A 20011-nucleotide genomic window follows, 5' to 3' on the forward strand; every position below is an offset into this window, starting at 1 on the left:
TCTCCCGTAAAGGCTTCATTACTATGCCCTTTTTCTAACATTAATAGTAAGGGGACAATATGCGGCTGAACCGCGCGATTGGCGCTGTAGCGGGCCTTCTGGCGCCATTGGGAGTGGTGGCGGAAGAGGCCACAGTGCTGCAGCCCGTGGAAGTGTTGGGCGAGCGCCCCGCTTTAGTGAAGGAGCCGACGGCTTTACAAACGGAAGTGATGGCGGAGAAACTGGAGAACATCAATAGTCCAGAGGTATCCGATGCGCTTAAATACGAGCCTAACCTGATCGTGCGCAAACGTTATATCGGCGACCGCAACGCCACATTGTCCTTCCGTGAGACGCACACCACCCAGACTGCCCGCGCGGTAGTAATGGGGGATGGCATTATGCTCAGTAACTTCCTCGGCTCCAGCTTCAACTTCGCGCCACGATGGGGCCTGATGCAGCCTGAAGAGATTGAGTGGATCGAAGTGATCTATGGGCCCTATTCAGCGGAGTACAGCGGCAACGCCATGGGCGGTGCGGTGATCATGCACGGTCGCATGCCGGAGCAGCGCGAGGCGCAGGTAAGCGCAGGCGTATTCCTGCAGGACTTCAGCGCCTACGGAACCGACGATACTTATTTCGGCTACAAAACCCACGCCTCCTTTGGCGACAGACAGGGTCCCTGGAGTTATTTCCTGGCGACGGACTGGTTGCAGAATGAAGGACATCCACAAAGCTTCGGCATCGTCTCCGGCAGTGGCGGCGCGCCAGTGGGCGACCCTGTAGAAGGCGCGCACGACTATCCAGCGGGCGGATACTTATACAACTCCGCCGGGCGCAGCGATATCGGCGAAAGCGTCACCAAGTTCAAGCTGGGCTATGACATCAATGAACGCCTGCAGGCCAGAGTGACGCTGGCGTATCTCGACCGCAACGAAGACAACCTTAACCCGGAAACCTATCTGCGCAATGCTGACGGCGAGCCTGTTTATAACGGCGAGGTGGATATCGACGGCGCCAGCTATAACGTCAGCAGCCAGCGCCTGGGCGAATCCGAAGCCCAAGACCTGATCTACGGCGCTGAATTGGAAGGCGCACTGGGGCAGGGATGGGAGATCAAATCCGCCTTGTCCTTTTATGATGTGCTGGAGCAAAAACAACGCCGCTCAGGAACGAATCACGATGAAGCGCAAGCCAACGGCGCGGGAACCTTAACGGAAGATCAAGGGACCGGCTGGGAAACTTTCGACCTTAAATTCGGTCATCGCCATAACGGCGGCTGGATGGGCGATCGCATTCTGTTCGGGTACCACTTTGATCGCTATCGCCTGGATCAGGCCAGCTATAACACCAATCATTGGCGTAGCGACGATATCGCCAGTTTGAGTGGCGACTCTGAAGGCGCCACCCGCACTCACGCCTTGTTTGTCGAAAACGAATGGACGCTGGCGCCTGAGTGGAGCATGACCCTGGGCGCTCGCCAGGAGTGGTGGCGCGCCTTTGACGGTAAACTGGCGCGGGACTTTGGTGCGGACCGGGTGAGCGCAGTTTACCCAGAGAGAAGCGAATCCGACCTGTCGCCGAAAGCCAGTTTCAGCTACCGCCCTAATGCGGACTGGAGCGCCACTTTGTCGCTGGCGCTGGCTTATCGCTATCCGACGGTCGGCGAGCTGTATCAGGGCTCTATCGACAATACCGGCGCTTTCAACGCCAGCTTTGACCCGGATTTGAAGAAAGAAAAAAGCTTCGCCAAGAACCTGACCGTCAAACGCAGCTTCGATGATGCGTCTGTGACCGTCAGCCTGTGGGAAAACGATGTGGACGACGCCATCTACCGTCAGACCAATGTCTTCACCGGCGTCACCAACTACCAGAATATCGACCGCGTGCGCTCACGGGGCGTAGAAGTGGTGACCGGGGTCAAGAATGTGCTGACGCCGGGTCTGGACCTGGACTTCAACCTGTCCTTCACCGATGCGGAAATCATGAAAAACAGTGCAGCGCCGGAATCGGAAGGCAAGCAGTTTCCCCGCGTTCCCAAATGGCGCGCCAACCTGCTGGCGGGTTATCAGGCTACCGAGCAGTTGCGTCTGGGCAGCGGCGTTCGTTACGCCAGCGATCCCTATGACAGCCTCGACAACAGCGACGGCGACCGCAGCGGCTTCGGCTACACCGACAGCTTCCTGGTGTTCGACGCCCGCGCCGTCTACGCACTGAATGAGCATTTCTCTGTCGCCGGCGGAGTGGATAACTTCACCGACGAACGTTATTACGTCTATCACCCCTATCCGGGTCGAACCTACTATGCGGAGGTCAAATGGAAATATTGAATCTGCGCCTGTTGCGGGTCGCTGTGATGGCGGCCACAGCCGCTATCGCTTCCGGCGCCGTTTATGCGCACGGCGGCCATGCCGATAAGAAAGGCGCACATCATGGCGCGGCGGCTCCTGCCGGCCCTTGCGCCGATCCGGCGGCGTTGCCGTCTCTGAATTGCGCCAAGTCGCCTACGCCGGCCTTCGGCCGTGATGGCGCGCTCTGGATCACTTGGTACTCCCGCGGTCATATTTACGTGCAGCATTCCAATGACAACGGGACCACATTCAGCGCGCCGCAGGCGGTGAACCCGATACCCGAATCGGTGGACGATCAGGGCGAGGATCGCCCCCAGGTGGCGCTGGGGCCTAACAATGAAATCTATCTGTTATGGACCCGCAAGCTGGACAAGCCCTACACCGGGCATATCCGCTTCAGTCGCTCTTTGGACGGCGGACGCACCTTCAGCGCGCCGATCAATGTCAATGACGATAAAGACGTCATCGCCCATCGCTTTCCCACCTTTCGCGTGAATGACCGGGGTGAGATTTTTGTGGTCTGGGTGGACAAACGGGATCTGGTCGCCGCCAAAGCCGCGAACAGGGAATACTCCGGCGCGGCCCTGTATTACGGCGTCTCCACGGACAATGGCGCGTCCTTTAAGGCCAGCCGCAAGCTGTCGGACCACTCCTGCGAATGCTGCCGCATCGCCATGGAGCTGGACGAGCAGGGGCTGCCGGTGATTCTGTATCGACAGGTGTTCGACGGCGGCGTGCGCGACCATGCGGTGATTACTTTCAGTGATCTGACCACGCACTCTGCGCCCCAGCGGGTCAGTGACGATCAGTGGAAACTGGATGGCTGTCCCCATCACGGCCCGGCGTTGGCGGCGGCGGACGGCAGACAACATCTGGCCTGGTTCACCGCGGGAGAAAACCGTCAGGGACTGTTCTACGCCCACTCAACCAAAGACGGCTTCAGCAAGCCCATGGCGTTCGGCGGCCCTGGCGCGGAGCGACCGATGATCGACGCTTTGGGCGACCGTGTCGTACTCACCTGGAAAGCGTTTGCCGATGACCGCACCCGCACTTTCATGCAGGTGTCCGAAGACGGCGGAGATACCTGGAGCGCCGCCGCCGAAGTGGTCAATACCGAAGGCGCGTCGGATCATCCCTTGCTGGTCAACGATGGCGCCAAGATTTATCTGTCCTGGCAGACGGCGCAGGAAGGCTATCGTTTGACGCCGCTGGACTCCAGCGCGGAAGTGGCGGCCAGCGCCTCGATCAAGGACGCCGGGGATCATCATAAGCATAAGGAGTCGTTGTAATGCGACGGGTATTGCTGATGCTGGCGGCATGGATGATCGCCTCCGCCGCCAGCGCCGAGGTCAAGCCGTTCACCGCGGACAGCGTCAAAGCCATTCAACAACAATGGGATGGCGAACCCTACCTGATGGTGCTGTGGTCCATTGATTGCCCGCCTTGTCACAAAGAGCTGGAGATGTTGGGCAGTCTACTGAAGGACAATCCCGGTCTGGCGGTGACGCTGGTGTCGACGGATCAGGACATGCCCGAAGCGCAGGTCAGGGAAACTCTGGCCCAGTACAAGATCGAGTCCGCCGATAACTGGCGCTTCGCCGATCCGGTTCCGGCGCGCCTGCGACAGGCGATTGATCCCTCCTGGTATGGAGAGTTGCCGCGCAGTTACTTTGTGTCCTCCAACGGCGAACGTAAAGGCCGCAGCGGCCTGCTGTCCGAAGACGTTGTTCGCAACTGGCTGCAATAGTCTGATCTCTCCTTACCTCATTACGGCGGCGCAATGATCCGCGCCGCAACTTCGCTCCCCGCCTGGTTACTGAGTCAAGGTGGAGGGCGCTCCAAGATTCCGATCGCTTGAACGCCTCAACCTGATGGACCCATGTCGGTCGGAATCGTCGCCCGCCCCATACTTTTCAACCGCTAATCAGAAACCGATATGAGGAAAGGCGATGGATATAAAAGACTTTAATTCCCACCTGGACGACCTGAGCCAGCGAAATCCCAATTCGCAGGTATCGGCGCTGGCGGAGACCTATCGTGATGAGTTCAACCGTCAATACGATCAAGTCAAAAACAACGGCGGCAACCTGGGCGCTATGCAGGATTTACTGGAGATGATCCTGCAACAGTTACGAATGGTGTTGAATGCGGACGGCTCGCAAGGCGCTCCCAACAATTCCCAGCACAATAAGACCGGCGGGATTGATGGCGTATGCGGCGTGAGTGATCCGCCTGTGTTGAATCTGGCCATACACAAGACAAACGAAGCTCCCGGCATTGATCCTCAGGACTCGCCGTTCAGCGTCGACTCACCCCTTAACACGAGCATGCCCAAAGGACGCTTGTCTGAATCCGAAGGCAAGGAAGTAGCGATGCAGGTGATGGATAATCTCATCAAGGATTTTGGTCTGACGCCGGAGCAGGCGGCGGGTGTGGTCGGCAACCTGTATATGGAGAGCGACGGCATGAATCCGCATATTAACCAGTATTCCCAGTTCGGTCAGGGCGCGTCCGACCCTCGCGCATTTGGTTCGCCCACCAATGATCGGGTGCAGGACAGCACGGGTTATGGCTGGGCGCAGTGGGGGGAGTCCCGCAAAGACGGACTCATCTCCTTCGCGGAGAATAACGGCATGGACCCCGGTAGCGCCGCGGCCAACTATGGCTTTCTGAAGCATGAGTTGTCTTCCACCTCAGAAAGCGCGGTGATCGACAAATTGAAGAAGACGGATTCCGTTTCCGACGCCATGGTGGTGTTCAGACAGGATTTTGAACGGGCGGCGGTAGGATCGTCGGCGGATCAGGAGCGCCTCAACAAAGCTAACGAAATATACGAGGCTTACAAGAGCCGAGCTGCGTAAACTTTAACGAAGACGGTCGGGCGGATGCTCGCCGTCTTTTTTACTTTAGTCTCATGTTTACAATATGTTACATTCCTGTCGCTTCCCGTTGGCCATCGTGCGGACGGTGGCGGCTCCCCGCTGTCGCCTTCCCAAATCAATGGTCATTTCACGCCGTCGGAACCGGGATTCCGATTATGTCCGAATCATTGATGAGCAGAGAAGGGGCGACGATGCCGTTCGTAGAAGGAATAAAACAAAGCCTGATTTATCCATTTGAAGACCGGGACTGGGTCAGCAAACTCTGGCCATTGCCGCTGATCGCCGCCATTCCCGTGCTGGGCCTGATCAGCGTCATTCTCCTGAAAGGCTGGCGTTTCGAGATGGTGAAACGCATCGCGCAGGGCTCCCATGAACTTCCTCCGTTTCGTCCCATTCCCATGCTGAAAACCGGCGCTTTGCTGTGGGTGGTCATGATGGGACACATGTTTATTCCCGGCGTGCTGTGTTCAATTTTAGGGATCGGCGGACCTTTAGGTTTCGCGGCGGATATTTACGACATTGTTACCGACGGATTCAGCGCCTGGGCCAAATCGCAGCCGTCGGACTGGCTATTGACCCTGCTGGTCTATCTCACCTGGGGCGTTATTTCCTTTCCGGTGTTTCAATCCGGCATGATCCGTTACGCCTTGAGCGGAGATTGGAAAACCCTGCTCAACGCGCCGGTGAACTTTCTGGTGTTTGTCCGGCACGCGCACTACTTCCTGAAGTTCTATATTTACTGGCTGGTGTTGTCTCTGGGCATCTTCCTGGCGGACTCCGTTCTGGCCTTCACAGGCATTGGCCTGTTGCTGATTCCGGTCTTCACCGTATGCGCTTATTACATCACTACCGCTCATGAACTGGGCCTGCTGGCGAGAAAGGTGAATAACGCAAAGGCGGCAAGCGAGATCGCGCCAACGGCGGCATGAAGCCCCTCGTCACAGTGATTTCAAACTAATTCGGCAAGGAACAATCCCACTCCGCGCCAGCGTATTAGTGCCTTTGCGACGCCGGCGACCACTGTTAGGGTCAACCTACGCCTGCTTATTAAGCGCGGATGTCAGCCCGTTTGTAGGCGCGTTAAGCAGGCGCAGGCCGCAGCCTGACGATGACTGGGGAGGGGTTGCGCCCCGGATGTTAATCGACCGGCCTGCGGCGTTAATCCTCTCAACACACCCAGAAGGAGTCTGCGTCATGTTGAAGAAACTCATCGCCCTTGTATCCTTAATTGCTGTATTCAGTGTCGCGACGCCAGTCAGCGCGCAGTCCATCGCCTCGACGGAAGCGAACAGCGCTGCTACCGTCGCTGATGTCATTGGCGTCAGCGAACACCATTACTACCTCATCTGCATCGGCTATACCTGCTATAAGATCCCCATTCCTCACTGAGAAGATGGCTCTGGGCGTGTAAGGCGCCGGCAGAGGCAAGCTAATGCGCACTGGCGCATTTATGCTGATCGTTAAGGATGGGAAACCATCCTTAGCTTATAAAAAGTAATCGCTTGAGGGAGAAATATGACCAGCAAATGTATAAAAGGCTCAGCGAGGTAGACTGAATCATAAATAATCAGAAAACCAGAAATTTACACTTTCTTCATTAATGCCATATTTGGGCGCCCAAAGGCCTGTCGGAAATGGCCAATCTGATCTAATTTGTCTGGATTCATCGCGTTTATTGCTTTCAATATATTCTTCATGGAAGCAAGGGTAACCGGGGACCTTCAAAACGCCGCAGTATCCGAGAGTAGAGATAAGGCCTCGCCTTTCATCTTTATTGCTTCGCGAGAGTTTGAGTGACTTTTCTACACTTGAGAGGCTTCCCTCCCTTAAATGTGATATTTCATCTATAAGCTCTTTAAGTAAATCAATATCTTTAGAGGTAGGCTCTGGAATACTTTCATTAGTGAATAGTTGTAAGTCCAGCCATATGTAAACCGGGGCCAAATGCCTTACTCCGCCAAACTTGACTCTTTCAAAACTCAGCACATTCAGGTCGATGGGGTCGCTGGAGTCAAATCTCGAACATACCAGGCAGCGCCCATCACTATCAGCGCATATTTTGTGCAAGGGCGGTTTTATGCCAGAAGCATAGCTAGCTAATGCGGAACGCAAATCCAGTCTTCTTGAAGTGAGGCTGGAAATAAATGCTTTGACTACAAGATCCTTGCTGACGCGTTCTATAACCTTAACCGCGTTTTTAACAATTTCATCATGGGATATCGAAACGGGGTCAAACATTACGCCTTTAGACTTGGCGTATTCAAAATCTTCAGGGGTAGGTTCGTCTTTCTTCCAACCGGATGAGCTCCAGTATGTGTTTATAAGTATATTGACGGCCGATTTGTCCATTTTTATTCTACTACGACATATATTTAAAATGATTGAGGTGCTGTTGATACACTTTAAACTATAGTGGCTATTCTAAGGTGAAAAACAATCTGTTCAATTATATTTTTCAAAAAAACACTTTTTCTTTTTTTCTGAGGCATATAACCTTGGCGGAAATTGAAGCCCGCAACACGAGCTGACAAGGTAAGTAGCAAAATAAAAATTTTCTAATAAAATAGGCTACTTACGACCACCCGAACTGATCATATTTTGCACCGTGAAGTACGTCAATCATCTTAAGCCCGCTGAAATAAAGACTCTTACCGATGGATTTCGCTACAGCCCGAGCTCCCGTTTCCGTATTCGCTGTCACGCCATATTGCTCAGCAATAAGGGGTATAAAATCGATAAAATTGCCGACATTATCGACTTCCACCGCAACACCATTTCGATCTGGATTGAGCAGTGGGAAAGCATGGGAATATGTGGCCTCATTAGCGACGCCTCCCCGGGAAGGCCGCCCATTTACACGGAGCAGGAACAAGAAAGGGTTTGTAAGTGGATTGACGAGCAGCCCCAACAACTACGAGACGTCCAGATACGTCTGGAGAAAGAAACTGGAAAAAGCGCTAGTCTGGAGACCGTTAAACGGAACTTAAAAAAAATCAAAGTATAGCTTCAAGCGATTCCGCTTTTCGCTGCGCGCGCTTCGGGATGAAGACGCCTTCCGACAATTTCAGGGCTTTGTGAAAGATCTTCAATCCTGGGAGGATGCGGGCGAAATCGAGCTTTACTACTTTGATGAATCAGGCTTCAGTCAGCGTTCCAACTTACCTTATGGCTGGAGCCCTGTGGGGAAGCCGACGCAAATGAAATCCTATCCACACAATAAGAGACTGAACGTTCTGGGGTTTATGAGTCGCCGCCAGAAGCTGATATTCCATGCCACAGAGGAGCGGGTGGATTCCGCCAAAGTCGTAGCGCTTTTTAATAAGCTGGCGGGGAGTAAAGATCCGCTTAAGCCTGCCGTGGTGCTTCTGGACAACGCCTCCATGCATCGCTCTGCGGAGTTTCGCCGACATAGGTTGGATTGGGCGGATAAAGGCATCTGGCCGATCTATTTGCCGAAATATTCACCAGAGCTAAACCTGATAGAGATCTTGTGGCGAAAGGTGAAGTACAACTGGCTGCCGCTAGGTTCGCATGAGACGTTCGAGAGACTGAAAGAGTCAGTCACCGATGTCCTGTCAAAGTTTGGGCAGGAGTATAAGATTAATTTTATTTAGATACTTAACTCATGAACATCGTAGATAAAGTAAAAAGAAAAGACGCCATCCGCAAATACATCGGCGTATTGGGGCCTGAATTGCGGAAGCGTCACGACAAGAAAAAATACTACAGCGGCGACGAAGTAAAACAGGCTCTGGCCGCCTTGGAATTGCCCGATAAATTTATAGCCTTCGCATTGGCGCTCTATTGCAGCAAAGACGAATACGAACAAGCCATGCCGCAACCCGGCGGCAAAGTGATGAACTACGCCGAAGCCAAGACCGTCGCGCTGAATATCGCGCTGGCGGGGAGTTCTTTGGGGAGTGGTAGTGACGGCAAAGAAGCCTGATTGCATTTTCGTGGTAGATATGACGCAACCCATCACAAAGTTTAAAGATGCCTTCGTTCAGGAGCAGGGCAATGGCCGCTTGGAGCACGAGCAAAAGCTGGTCGTCGAATACTTACAGTCAAACAATTTCGAGATCACGTTTTTCACGGATAAATTCATCCGCCGCCGGAGCTTGAGTCTGACTCCGCAATCCCTGGTAGTGGCGGACATCCCTTGTATGCATGGCGCGATGAAACAATTGGGAATCGAGATACCTGTCGCAAACTCATATCCTGCGTCTCTGCAATCATACCTGCGCCGTAATGTCTGGGAATCCCAGCTATCACAGCTCGTTGCTGAACTAATGGATGGGTTGCCTGCGCCTGTATTCGCCAAGCCCAGCGACACCCAAAAAAAATTTACTGGCAGAGTGTTTGAGTCTATGTCTGATTTGTATTTCGTGTCAGGCTGCTCGAAGAAGACTCGAATAGTATGCAGTGACGTTGTACGTTGGATGTCTGAATATCGCGTCTATGTTGTGGACTCTGAAATAGTCGACATATCTCATTATGCAGGGAAGCCGGAAATACGCCTTGATGAAGCGGTGGTGCGCGTCGCCATTCAAGAACTGGATCAAGCTGGCGAGGCTTACGCTGGCTATGGCATAGACTTCGGCGTATTGGATACCGGCGAGACGGCGTTGATAGAAATGAACGATGGCTACGGCCTGGGCGCTTACAATATCTTCGCCCAGGATTATGGGCGGTTAGTGACAGCCCGTTGGGCTGAAATCGTCGCAACTCTTCAAGGTTAAAACTAATGGCGGAAGCGACAGGAGAAGCAGTGTGAAACAGCTCATTCTCTTAACTCTACTCATCATTTGGGGGACGGCGATGGCGGCGGATATTATCTACAAATCAGCGAATGGAAGCGTGTTGACCCTGCAGGAGCTGGAGAGTGCTGACGGAGAGGTGAAGTGGGAGACGCAGAGTGATCAGACTTCGTCCGAAGCCGCCGTCGCCTTGCACAATCAGGCCAGGGAGTTTGGCCAGAAGGGTGAGAATGACAAGGCGATCGAGGCCTTCAAGGAAGCGATAAAACTGGCGCCGGAGTGGCCATATCCCTATTACGATCTGGCGTATACCTATCTGCTGGCGGGTAACGCTGAGCAGGCGCTGGCCCTGTACGAGAAAGTAAACCAGTTATCACCGAGGGGATTCTTTACCGCGCAAACCGCCTATCACTATTTGCTGCTGGAAAAGGAAGGCAAGTATCCTGCGGGATTGTATTTGTATTACCTCAGCCATGAGTGGGGGAAGAGCCCGGAACAGCAGGCGGAGATCTTCGCGAATATCCTCAATCGCTTTCCCGACTACGCTCCGGCCCTGCAAAAACTAGCAGGTTTGTATGGCGATGTGGAAAAGAAGCTCGCGCTGATTGATAAAGGTCTGGCCGCCAACCCGGATAAGGAAACAAGAGGCTTTCTCCTGCTGAATAAAGCCGTCACGATATACAACACTGGCGACAGTCAGGCGGCGATCGCCATTTTGGGCGAACTGGCTTTAGACCCCGAATCCCCTCTGGATGTTGAACTGCTCGCCAGACGTACGTTGTTAATGCTGGCGAAGCAGAAAGAGCAGTGAAGGTGACGGATTCGGCCTGTTGAGTCGCGCCGTCGCGATATGGAAGTATCACTGTTCATCACTCGATGACTTGTAAACCGATAAACTAACAAGTTAGATTCCAGGCTGGCCTGACATGCGCAGGCCCTGTCGTTGCAAACAAATAGCAGGGCGCTATTTGTTTGCCTGAATAATAGTTATGTGGAGACGATATGATTTCATGGGTCGTTAACGTTGTCGGATTATGTCTGTCCTTCTATTTCACGGATCTGACGTCCGAGTCTGTTTTTACAAGCACTATCTGTCCTATTCTGGCGGCGCTGTTTTTGATCTCCATTGCGCTGAAAATCGCCGTATCCACTAAGGGCTCCGGCGGCTATTCGCGTGATAGTGGGGGAGGGGGTTTTTGGAGTGGCGATGGGGGAGGCGATGGCGGCGGCGGGGACTGATAGAAATTCCCCGAACTTTACCCTTCCCTGGGCGAATAGCCGTAGTACTTGCGAAAGGCGGCGCTGAAATTCTCCGGATGTTGATAGCCCAGGGTGTAAGCGGTCCAGGAGACTTGTTTACCCGCTTCCAGCAGTCGTTTGGCGCGCTGCATCTTCAACTCCAGCAGTTTCCTTCCCGGCGAGACGCCAAAGTAGCGCCGAAATCCGGTTTTAAACCGATACTCGCTCATGCCCACCTGGGCGCTCAGAAACCCAATGGTCAATGGCTGCTCCATGGCGCTTTGCATAATCTCCAGTCCTTGCTCCAGTTTACGGATATCCCCTGTGCTCATCTCACACGCATCAGCGATAGGCGCCGTCTGACGCAGCGCCTCCGCCAGCAGCGTAAGCGCATGTAGGCGTTGGTCCAGTGGATCAACGCGGGGCGCGCACAGGACCTGTAGACAGGCGCCTTCCGCCTCGCTGATGCGCCGGTGGAGCAGGGGAGACGCGTCACGATGCCTGGCGAGCCGGGCAATGCGCTGCATTCGCGACTCTCCCAGATATGACGCCAAGCGGTCTGCGGTAAAGGCGAGTCTGAATTGCTCAACCCTGTCAGTTGCGGCGAACTGACGCTTACCTGATACATCCTGGTAGGACGCGAAGGTGACGCATCCCGCTTTGAATGGCGTAGATACGGAGCCGCTGTCGCTGCGATAGACGGATTCCCCGGCGAGCCCGAACGTAATGATATACAGACGCGCGCCGCCTTCCCGGTGCTGCGGTTCGGAATAAGGGGCAGGAAAGCGTTGGCGCAGATGGATCAGGCTGAAGCCGTCATCTACGCCGCTAATGCGCGCGTTCAAGTGGGGGCCGACGCGATTACGCCAGTCATGGTCCGAGCAGAATTCTCCCTTTGTCACAGTGATTGCTCCCGATCGCACAGGTGTTTAAATAATAATAGTTATCATTTACTGATACGGTATGTCTACATCTACGAACTATCTATCAGGAGACATGAGCATCATGACGTTCAATCCCTCCCATCCCATGCAGGCGTACTGGAATATTGCGGCGACGCCGGTGCAGGGACAGTCGCTGAAACTCGCTATCGAAATGAATGTGTTCCGATTGCTGCAGCATCCCGCTACGGTGTCTGAATTGGCTGGGAAAATCGCCGCACGTCCGGAGAAACTGGCGCTATTGTTGGAAATGTTGTGGAGCATGGGATTACTGCATCGCTGCGGCGGGGCGCATGGAGAGCGCTACGAGTACAGTCTGACGGGAGTGGCGCGTCAGTACTTCGCTTCAGACCTTGAAGACAGCCTCGCCTCCGCTTGGGAATTTCGCTTTGACGTGCTGAAAACCGCCGCCGACGCGATGACGCGAGACTTGATGAGCGCAGAAGAGACGCCGAAGAACGCCTCCCACGCCACTGACGCCGGATGGGCGGCAGCGGCGCAAGCGCAAATCGCTCGTGAACAAACCTGTGTCAGTGCGCCGGCCCTGGCGGAGTTGCTGACGCAAATTCCTGGGCTCCCAAATAAAGGACGTCTCATCGATCTGGGGGGAGGCCCAGGGATGATGACGCAAACGCTCGCACGGGCTTTTCCCGATATGAAGGCTTATCTGTTCGAAGGCCCCATGACAGCGGCGGTCGCCAGAGATTCTATCGGCGCCGCAGGGATGGCGGATAGGATTGAGGTGCTGGAGGGGGACCTGGAAACAGACGGGTTTGGTGACGGCTACGCGCTGATCTGGTGTTCATCCGTACTGCATTTCATTCATGACCGGGCCGCCTTTCTAAAGAGAGTGAAAGACGCACTGGCGCCGGGAGGCGTGTTTATCTGCGCTCACGGCGAGCGCTCCAACGATCCCGATCGCAATGTAGCGCTGCTGCCTTTCTATCTGCCCATGCTGCTGCGGGGCTGTTTCGTGCCGAGGCAGGGGGAAGTAGGGGAGTTGTTGGTTCAGGCGGGCTTCGCCGCCCCTCAATCCGCCGGGCTCCGCCATTTCGCTCTGGCGCCGGTTCAGGTCATGGTGGCCCGCAAGGAACTGAGGGCCTGAAAAAGTGAAATTTAATCATTTAATCATTGACGCGGTCTTTTTCGTTTTTATTGTATGGATTAATAAATGATCAATTTGTGATCGTGTTACATATTGAAATAAGTTATATATTGTTATGAAATGCTTTTCAAAGGGATGCAGGCAGCCCTGCTTGATTGATAATTTAAATTTTAATGTTTGTTTTATGGGGGCGCCTGATGAACCTAATCTGTCTATTTGGACAAGTTTTATTAAACGACGATTAATTAATTCTTATGAATATTCAATAAGTTAAATATTTTGAGTTGTAATAGTTATCTTATTGGTGAATTAGATGTGGCTTAATTAGGTTTTCTGCATGTCAACAGGTGTTAGACTAAAGGCTAATTTTCTGACTATTTTTTGATTGATTAACTGAATTCGCGTTTATTCATTTTGATGTATTGATAGCTGAAATAAACCATATGTATTAATCAACTAAGTAATTGGATAGGCCTAATGATAGATATGTAGAAGTATTTTGGTGGATCGTTCTCTCAATGAATAAAAGGACGATAAATAATATAAGGACCTAATCATGCATTACCTGTCGAAATCTTTTGTTCCATCAGCGCTCGCAGCCAGCGTCATTTCACTGCTAGCGCCCGTCTCAACCGCTCTGGCGAATGACGATATACCGAAGTATCAGGATAAAGTATACGCAGCCCAGGATATCGCCGCCCTGAAGGATACTATAGTTCGCGACCCGGACTTTTATGTCCCCCTGACTTATCTGGCGCACTACCTGGGCTACGGCTGGTGCGGCGGAACCGCTTCCCAGAATGTAGGTGAAGATTTCAGTATTACCCGCAACGGCGACCAACAATATACGTTACAGGCGAATTATAATAGCAGTGATCCTTATTCAGAAGGATACTGGGCGGATAAACGCTTAAAAATGTCGTTATCCGGACTTAAGTTTTATACCAACCCCGGCTCACTTAAATTGGGCGATCCCCAGGTTTATGACCGCGAGCCGTTAAAGACCATTACTGCGGTGGTATATAACCGTGGCGATACGGAAGATACCGCCGTCGCCACTTTACAATATGACGAAACGAAAAGTTGGTCGAAGCAGGAAGATTATTCTTTCTCTGAAACAATAAGCATCAAAAATACGTATAAATTTGATCTTAAGATATTTGGGGGAAGTACTGAAATTACCGCCGGCTTTACCGCCAATCAGGGCTGGAGCGAATCTAACGGCAACAGTGAAACCGTTACGCAATCCGCACAGTATCGCGCATTGATGCCGGCCAACTCCAAGCGCATCATCACCCTCACGGTGTTCAAGCAGAAAGCCGATATTCCTTATGAATCGGAAATGGTGCTGGGCTATAACGTGGCGATGGAGAACTTCCTGCGCTGGGGCGGCAACGCCAGAAACGACCATCCTACTGACCGCCCCTGGGAAAACTACACCTTTGGCGGCCGCAACAACCTGAACGGCGCAGAGGACATTCTGGATCAGTACGCGCATCGCAGCATCCAAAACTATGGTCAGTGGGACTGGAACTGGATGCTGAACGAATATGGCGCTGACAGCGTGAAGTGGGCGGTGGGCAATATCAGCAAACGCCGGTTTATTGCGCCGCTGACTGGTAAGTTCACCACGGTTGACGGCAGTCAGTTCAATATCGACGCCAGTGCGCCGATCACTCTGGATGGCGACGAGATGCAGATGGCGCAGCAGTCCGCTCGCACCAAACGCAGCCTGGGCGGCAATCTGGAAATGGAAATCGTGCGCGTGGACGATTACAGCTACGATGACACGGTCACCAATCTCACCTTCACCCTCGACGAAGGCCTGAAGTCCATGTAACCGCGGAACACCCGTTCCCAGCCGGAGAGGGAAATCCCCCTCCGGTTTCCTCACCACCTCCAACACCCACATAAAGGCCTTTCCCAACATGTTAAGACGGGCCCCTGTCCCGGCAATACCACAGGCCCTTCGACAAGCTCAGGGCGAACGGAGTCTGGGTGGATGTGTCGCCGGGTTTGCGTTCAAACTGCCGTCGTTCTCAAGCAGAAACGCCAACGCTAAGCCAACTCTCAATTAACGCTTCCCCATAAAGCAAGGCCCCACCACCCGCTCGCCCTGAGCCCGTCGAAGGGCCTCCCAGAGCGCCCCATCCAATAACCCACAATAAAGGCCTTTCCCAACAAGTTAAGACGGCCCCTGACACGGCAATATCACTGGCCCTTCGACAGGCTCAGGGCGAACAGAGTCTGGGTGGATATGTCGCTGGGTTTGCGTTCAAACCGCCGTCGTTCTCAAGCAGAAACGCCAACGCTAAGCCAACTCTCAATTAACGCTTCCCCATAAAGCAACGCCCCACCACCACCCGTTCGCCCTGAGCCCGTCGAAGGGCCTCCCAGAGCGCCACTTCCAATAACCCACAATAAAGGCCTTTCCCAACAAGTTAAGACGGCCCCCAGACACGGCAATATCACTGGCCCTTCGACAGGCTCAGGGCGAACGGAGTCTGGGTGGATATGTCGCCGGTCTGGCGCGCCAATGAAGGGGCGATATGAATAAATTTCTGACCTGAAACATTGAGATTTCGTTATTGGGTATTAGATTAGTAAGTTAAGCGAAATAGTCTGATAGGAGCTCTGAATGCAAGCTGAGACATTAAGAAACGTTCTGCACTGGACGAAGGAATATCACCAAAGACTCTCTCAATCCCTATCCAAGTCCGCAGGGCTCCATGAGAACGAAGCGGCGCGGTTACTGCTGGATTATCTGGCCAGACACGAAAAGCTGCTTTCTGAAGTGATCAATGACTTTGAACACACGGGGGAGTTGAAGGCGCTCAATACCTGGTGTTACGAATATCTGGAGATGCATCCCACTCATCCCTTGGCGGACGGCAATATTCATTACGAGACGCTGAGCGCCGAGCAGATTATAGAAACCGTTATGGAGAAACACCGGCATATTGTCGAACTCTACCGTTACCTTCACGCCAAAGCGCCGACGCCTTCTACTCAGGAGCTATTGGAAAACCTGATGAAGCTGGAAGAACATGAAGCCATGCTGATGTCGCAAAACGGCTGCCGCATTGACGAGATGTGACCCCATAAACCGCGCGAGGGCGAGTGTGTCTCGCCCTTTTCCTTCCTCAACTATGGGGTAAGCGTTAGTTTAGCCCTAATGTCCCCCGTGACAGGTCTGTCGCCAGCACCGTAGACTGAATAAAAAGAAGTCAATGATAAAGGCTGTACATCGATTTCCTTGAACTTTCGCCGCTTGCCTCAAAACATCGGACAAGGAGTGAAGGAACTATGCGATATACAGGTCTGCTTTTAGCGTTGGCTGTCTCCTCCGTCGCAGCGGCGACGGAACCGTCCAAGGTAGAGCCACACCGCGCTTATTCATTATCCGCACCCGCCAATTTACGTGATTCGCCGCCCAGCACCTTTCTGTACATCCTCGGAGATAAAAAAGGCTCCGTCGCCAAAGACGACAGCGTCGTCGTGAAAGAAGTCAAAAAGGTCAACACGCTAATGGGTACCCAGTACTGGATCAACGTCGAGCAGGCCGAACAGGGCGCCGCGAGAGGGAAAAGCGGTTGGGTGTACATCGGTAAGGAAGGCGGCGAATCTATCTTGATGGAGGAACGGCAATGAATGAACTCACGCCTTTTATCACTCAAAGCGTCTTACTTGGCGTCATACCTTTCGCCGCCTATTTTCTTGGCGTCTACATCCGCAAAACAGTTTTCCCGTCACCGCAAAGTCTCATCATGAAGCACCAGTTTCTGGTGGCGATTCCTCTGAGCGTCGCGGTCATAGCGCCCTTGCTGGTTACTTTGGGGCAGGCTATCACCGATGCGGAAAGCATCTCGGCCTACCTGATCACCATCGGCGTGATCATTGAGCATGGGGTGTTCATGAACGAAGCGGTCTGTGAACGCTTCAAGGCCAACCTGCAACCTGCCTAAGACGCACGCAGATTCTGCAGACCCGGAGAAAAGGAGACAACAATGAATAAGGCATTGGCTATGGTCATTTTTGCGCTGCTTTTAAGCGCTTGTTCAGGGCTTTCACTGGTCAGCGATTATGACGAAGTTATCGACAGAGGAAGCATGGAGTTTTCCGAACAGTTGAATACGCATGTGAAGAACATGGCGGATCTGGCGGGCACGCCGGAAGGAACCTATGAGAAGAACAGGCCCGCCTATAACGCCCTGGAGTCCAAGCTGGACGCCATGATCGCCCGCGCCTCCGCGGCATCGGAAGGTAAAGCCTGCAAGCTGGAGAAAAAGCTCTACAAGCGGGTGACCACCATGATGAATGAGAAGATCCCCACAGAAATCGCCCAGAGCGGTATGGAGGCAGACGGCAATGCGGACGGCTGTAATGAAAAGCTGTTGTCGCTGGTGAAAGACCAACTGCATTTTATTGAAGAAATTCATCGCGACGGCGATAAATGCGGCCCCAAAAACCTTTCCTGCTTGAGACCCGCTACTTCGAAAACAGCGCTGGCTATCGCCAATCAGTCCATTAACGCGGTATCCGTCGTCGAAAACGCGAAGAAGAACTAATCCTCGGAAGAACTAACCCTGAGATGAGCTAACTCTTGAAAGAAAAGGAGACAGCCATGGAGATCAATGCGAACGATATCTACGAAAAAATCATCCAGGCGGCGGAAGCTTCATTCAAAGAAGGCTGGCTGGCCGTGAAATCCTACGCTCCCGCGGAATTCAAAAAGATGTCCCTACAATTGGCGGATGTGGCGCAGAACGTGGCGCTGTATCAGATTGACAAGAGCCAGGGCTATTCGCCAAAGACCGGTAAGATACTGGTCAAAATGCAAAAGGCCTCCTGTGAGTCAGTGCTGGTCGCTATCACCCAACTTACCCTGATCACTGTCCAAAAAGCGCTGAACACCATTATGAAAGTGCTGAAGGAAGCCTTTGGCGGCGTGCTGGCGGCGGTGGTGTAATCTGACCGCGTTATGCTTCTCTCTCTGTGCGCGTCAATACAGTGGCTCCATGGCGCGCAAAACTTTCCTCCAAAAAAACAGATAAAAAGTCACAAAATCGCCTCCCAGTATTTAACTGCCAGCCAAACCGCCCCTCCATACACTCATAACACATCCTGAATGAGACCACAGCCACGCAGGTTGGAATTTGCGTTAGCAGGCGCGGCGTCGGCTCTGTGAGATGGAACGCGGCGGGACGGCATGACGACTCATTTCTGCGCACTCGCCGAATAATATCGACCTCCATGGATATAGGGGTTCTTTATGAAAACAGCACTCATTTCTCTCGCCATGGGCGCGGCGATCAGCGTTGCATCGTCCGCCAGCTACGCTGATGTGGAAGGCTCCACCACTTACCTGAGTCATGTGGTCACCGCCAACGGCGCAGCGCACTATCTGCCGGTTAACCTGTCCTTTTACGCCAGCACTACCGGCACGCGGGCGATCTTTTTCAACGGCGAATGCGCAGTGCAATCCAACGATAATTTGACCTGGTACGACATCAATATCGAAGTCACCAGCCCCACCGGCGTAGTGACAGTCATTGCGCCTTCCAACAGCGATAACGCCTTTTGCACCGGCAAAGGCAATGGCGTACTCGGCAACTGGTCCAGCAATGAAACCCACGGAACCTACTACGCCTCCACCGTAGGCTGGTACCGGGTGCGGGTGCAGGCCCAGCTGATCGGCTACGGCGCAGGGGAGAGCGTCAGTATTGATGACATGTCTTTGATCGTGATGGATTGATCAGGGCGGTTGTACAGATAAGCCTAAGCCTGCCGCCCACGCTCATAGCAGTGTGTGGGCGGTTTCTTGTTTATGAGCCGAAATAGTTTTACCGCCAGTTACCTGCAAGCAATCACCTTCCAAAGACTCCAAATAACTTGTGCTGACATTCAAAGCCGTTGACAGTAGGCTGTTGCCGAGGATCTTATGCCGCAGAAGGGGAAATTAAGACGTTATGAACGTTAATAATGTGTTGAGCAACTTGGATGACTATTCTGGCCGAGCATTAAGGGTATCCGGCGTTTTGTTCGCGAACAAAACGTTAATGTTGCTGTGTGGTGCGGAGGAGAGTGCGGTAGATGACTGCATTACATTGGAGTCAGCTAAGGTATATGACGTTCTGTCTGAATACATTGAGCCCAGAACCGGCGGTGAATGGGAGTATGTCGATTTTTGTGAAGTCAGCGGAACCCTCTTGAAATGCGATGGAAAAGCGACGTTATCTGACATAAGACACATGATGCTGAAAACAAAGTGGATTAGCTATGATCTCTACTTTGATGGCCGCGAGAAAAATCCTGAGACTGATGTGTCTGAGACGTTACGCCGCTTAGTCTTTGAAAAAGAAGAAAGACGATGGATAAGCGGCTACCTTATTGACGTAAAGGATAGTGTTTTTCTGTCAGATAGAATCGACGCCAATATTAATGATGCTGACGTTATTAAAATCACTCAACCGGATATTCACGAGGTGGTTGAGAATAACTTTAACCCGACGGTTGACTGGCCCGAAATTCGTGAGAAGGTGATGGTTCTAGCGGAACTTGCTGGAAAAGATGGATCTGTTGAAGTCACTAGTATTGAACGCTTTAAGGTTGATTACGGGGCGCTGGTCATAACTTTTGAAGGCAAAGGTGAATATACGTGGGGGAGTGTATAATAATGTACTGCGTTTACTACTCCATTGAGTCGGCCCAGAAATATAGGTCGTCACGAAACTCCCATTTAACTAAAGGTTTAGAT

At 52.8% G+C, this 20011-nt stretch carries 23 protein-coding genes; 21 read left to right on the forward strand and 2 right to left on the reverse strand.

The window, feature by feature from the left end; translation table 11 throughout:
- Window positions 1-59: 59 nt before the first annotated feature.
- The 6 genes from AC2IBB_RS15955 to AC2IBB_RS15980 all read left to right on the forward strand — a co-directional run bounded on the left by AC2IBB_RS15955 (window position 60) and on the right by AC2IBB_RS15980 (window position 6601).
- The gene (locus AC2IBB_RS15955; RefSeq protein WP_486333823.1) at window positions 60-2309 is read left to right on the forward strand and encodes a TonB-dependent receptor; all 2250 of its coding nucleotides are present in this window, start codon (window positions 60-62) and stop codon (window positions 2307-2309) included.
- Window positions 2297-3619, forward strand: a complete 1323-nt coding sequence (locus tag AC2IBB_RS15960) for a sialidase family protein (protein ID WP_486333824.1) — start codon at window positions 2297-2299, stop codon at window positions 3617-3619. The genes AC2IBB_RS15955 and AC2IBB_RS15960 overlap by 13 nt, the downstream gene beginning before the upstream one ends.
- Window positions 3619-4077, forward strand: coding sequence for a TlpA family protein disulfide reductase (locus AC2IBB_RS15965; RefSeq protein WP_486333825.1), 459 nt, complete (start codon window positions 3619-3621; stop codon window positions 4075-4077). The genes AC2IBB_RS15960 and AC2IBB_RS15965 overlap by 1 nt, the downstream gene beginning before the upstream one ends.
- A 202-nt stretch (window positions 4078-4279) precedes the next feature.
- Window positions 4280-5191, forward strand: a complete 912-nt coding sequence (locus AC2IBB_RS15970; protein WP_486333826.1) for a phage tail tip lysozyme — start codon at window positions 4280-4282, stop codon at window positions 5189-5191.
- Between the two features lie 176 nt (window positions 5192-5367).
- Complete coding sequence (locus tag AC2IBB_RS15975; RefSeq protein ID WP_486333827.1) at window positions 5368-6141, forward strand: DUF4013 domain-containing protein; 774 nt, start codon at window positions 5368-5370, stop codon at window positions 6139-6141.
- A gap of 265 nt (window positions 6142-6406) precedes the next feature.
- On the forward strand, window positions 6407-6601 hold the full coding sequence (locus AC2IBB_RS15980) for a hypothetical protein (RefSeq protein WP_486333828.1): 195 nt from the start codon (window positions 6407-6409) through the stop codon (window positions 6599-6601).
- Window positions 6602-6769: 168 nt separating this feature from the next.
- Here AC2IBB_RS15980 and AC2IBB_RS15985 read toward each other — a convergent pair whose 3' ends face one another.
- Window positions 6770-7561: a hypothetical protein gene (locus AC2IBB_RS15985; RefSeq protein WP_486333829.1), complete on the reverse strand. Its 792-nt coding sequence runs from the start codon at window positions 7559-7561 to the stop codon at window positions 6770-6772.
- A 256-nt stretch (window positions 7562-7817) separates the two neighbouring features.
- On the opposite strand from AC2IBB_RS15985, the gene AC2IBB_RS15990 reads away from it, so the two are divergent.
- From AC2IBB_RS15990 to AC2IBB_RS16015, 6 genes are all read left to right on the forward strand, one after another.
- Complete coding sequence (locus tag AC2IBB_RS15990; protein ID WP_486328239.1) at window positions 7818-8216, forward strand: helix-turn-helix domain-containing protein; 399 nt, start codon at window positions 7818-7820, stop codon at window positions 8214-8216.
- A 22-nt stretch (window positions 8217-8238) separates the two neighbouring features.
- On the forward strand, window positions 8239-8826 hold the full coding sequence (locus AC2IBB_RS15995; protein WP_486333967.1) for an IS630 family transposase: 588 nt from the start codon (window positions 8239-8241) through the stop codon (window positions 8824-8826).
- A gap of 11 nt (window positions 8827-8837) precedes the next feature.
- Complete coding sequence (locus tag AC2IBB_RS16000; protein ID WP_486333830.1) at window positions 8838-9158, forward strand: DUF6559 family protein; 321 nt, start codon at window positions 8838-8840, stop codon at window positions 9156-9158.
- Window positions 9139-9951 (forward strand): ATP-grasp domain-containing protein, encoded by an 813-nt coding sequence (locus AC2IBB_RS16005; RefSeq protein ID WP_486333831.1) that lies wholly within the window; start codon window positions 9139-9141, stop codon window positions 9949-9951. Before AC2IBB_RS16000 ends, AC2IBB_RS16005 begins: the two co-directional genes overlap by 20 nt.
- A 31-nt stretch (window positions 9952-9982) precedes the next feature.
- Complete coding sequence (locus AC2IBB_RS16010; protein ID WP_486333832.1) at window positions 9983-10780, forward strand: tetratricopeptide repeat protein; 798 nt, start codon at window positions 9983-9985, stop codon at window positions 10778-10780.
- 191 nt (window positions 10781-10971) lie between these two features.
- Window positions 10972-11208 carry a hypothetical protein gene (locus AC2IBB_RS16015; protein WP_486333833.1) on the forward strand — a complete coding sequence of 79 codons (237 nt, stop codon included), beginning with the start codon at window positions 10972-10974 and terminating at the stop codon, window positions 11206-11208.
- Window positions 11209-11225: 17 nt separating this feature from the next.
- On the opposite strand, the gene AC2IBB_RS16020 is transcribed toward AC2IBB_RS16015, so the two are convergent.
- Window positions 11226-12110 (reverse strand): helix-turn-helix transcriptional regulator, encoded by an 885-nt coding sequence (locus AC2IBB_RS16020; protein ID WP_486333834.1) that lies wholly within the window; start codon window positions 12108-12110, stop codon window positions 11226-11228.
- Window positions 12111-12171: 61 nt separating this feature from the next.
- Here AC2IBB_RS16020 and AC2IBB_RS16025 point away from each other — a divergent pair, with 61 nt between their 5' ends.
- From AC2IBB_RS16025 to AC2IBB_RS16065, 9 genes are all read left to right on the forward strand, one after another.
- Window positions 12172-13254 (forward strand): methyltransferase, encoded by a 1083-nt coding sequence (locus tag AC2IBB_RS16025; protein WP_486333835.1) that lies wholly within the window; start codon window positions 12172-12174, stop codon window positions 13252-13254.
- A gap of 556 nt (window positions 13255-13810) precedes the next feature.
- Window positions 13811-15094 carry an aerolysin family beta-barrel pore-forming toxin gene (locus AC2IBB_RS16030; RefSeq protein ID WP_486333836.1) on the forward strand — a complete coding sequence of 428 codons (1284 nt, stop codon included), beginning with the start codon at window positions 13811-13813 and terminating at the stop codon, window positions 15092-15094.
- A gap of 798 nt (window positions 15095-15892) precedes the next feature.
- Window positions 15893-16351, forward strand: a complete 459-nt coding sequence (locus tag AC2IBB_RS16035) for an ATPase (RefSeq protein WP_486333837.1) — start codon at window positions 15893-15895, stop codon at window positions 16349-16351.
- Window positions 16352-16560: 209 nt separating this feature from the next.
- Window positions 16561-16905, forward strand: a complete 345-nt coding sequence (locus AC2IBB_RS16040) for a hypothetical protein (RefSeq protein ID WP_486333838.1) — start codon at window positions 16561-16563, stop codon at window positions 16903-16905.
- The gene (locus tag AC2IBB_RS16045) at window positions 16902-17219 is read left to right on the forward strand and encodes a hypothetical protein (protein WP_486333839.1); all 318 of its coding nucleotides are present in this window, start codon (window positions 16902-16904) and stop codon (window positions 17217-17219) included. The genes AC2IBB_RS16040 and AC2IBB_RS16045 overlap by 4 nt, the downstream gene beginning before the upstream one ends.
- Before the next feature lie 42 nt (window positions 17220-17261).
- Window positions 17262-17822 (forward strand): hypothetical protein, encoded by a 561-nt coding sequence (locus AC2IBB_RS16050; protein ID WP_486333840.1) that lies wholly within the window; start codon window positions 17262-17264, stop codon window positions 17820-17822.
- A 56-nt stretch (window positions 17823-17878) separates the two neighbouring features.
- The gene (locus AC2IBB_RS16055) at window positions 17879-18223 is read left to right on the forward strand and encodes a hypothetical protein (protein WP_486333841.1); all 345 of its coding nucleotides are present in this window, start codon (window positions 17879-17881) and stop codon (window positions 18221-18223) included.
- A 303-nt stretch (window positions 18224-18526) separates the two neighbouring features.
- Complete coding sequence (locus AC2IBB_RS16060; RefSeq protein ID WP_486333842.1) at window positions 18527-19009, forward strand: hypothetical protein; 483 nt, start codon at window positions 18527-18529, stop codon at window positions 19007-19009.
- A gap of 214 nt (window positions 19010-19223) precedes the next feature.
- Window positions 19224-19928 carry a hypothetical protein gene (locus AC2IBB_RS16065; protein WP_486333843.1) on the forward strand — a complete coding sequence of 235 codons (705 nt, stop codon included), beginning with the start codon at window positions 19224-19226 and terminating at the stop codon, window positions 19926-19928.
- The last annotated feature ends 83 nt before the right edge of the window (window positions 19929-20011 follow it).

It is taken from the genome of Hahella sp. NS-SX17 (assembly GCF_057367735.1).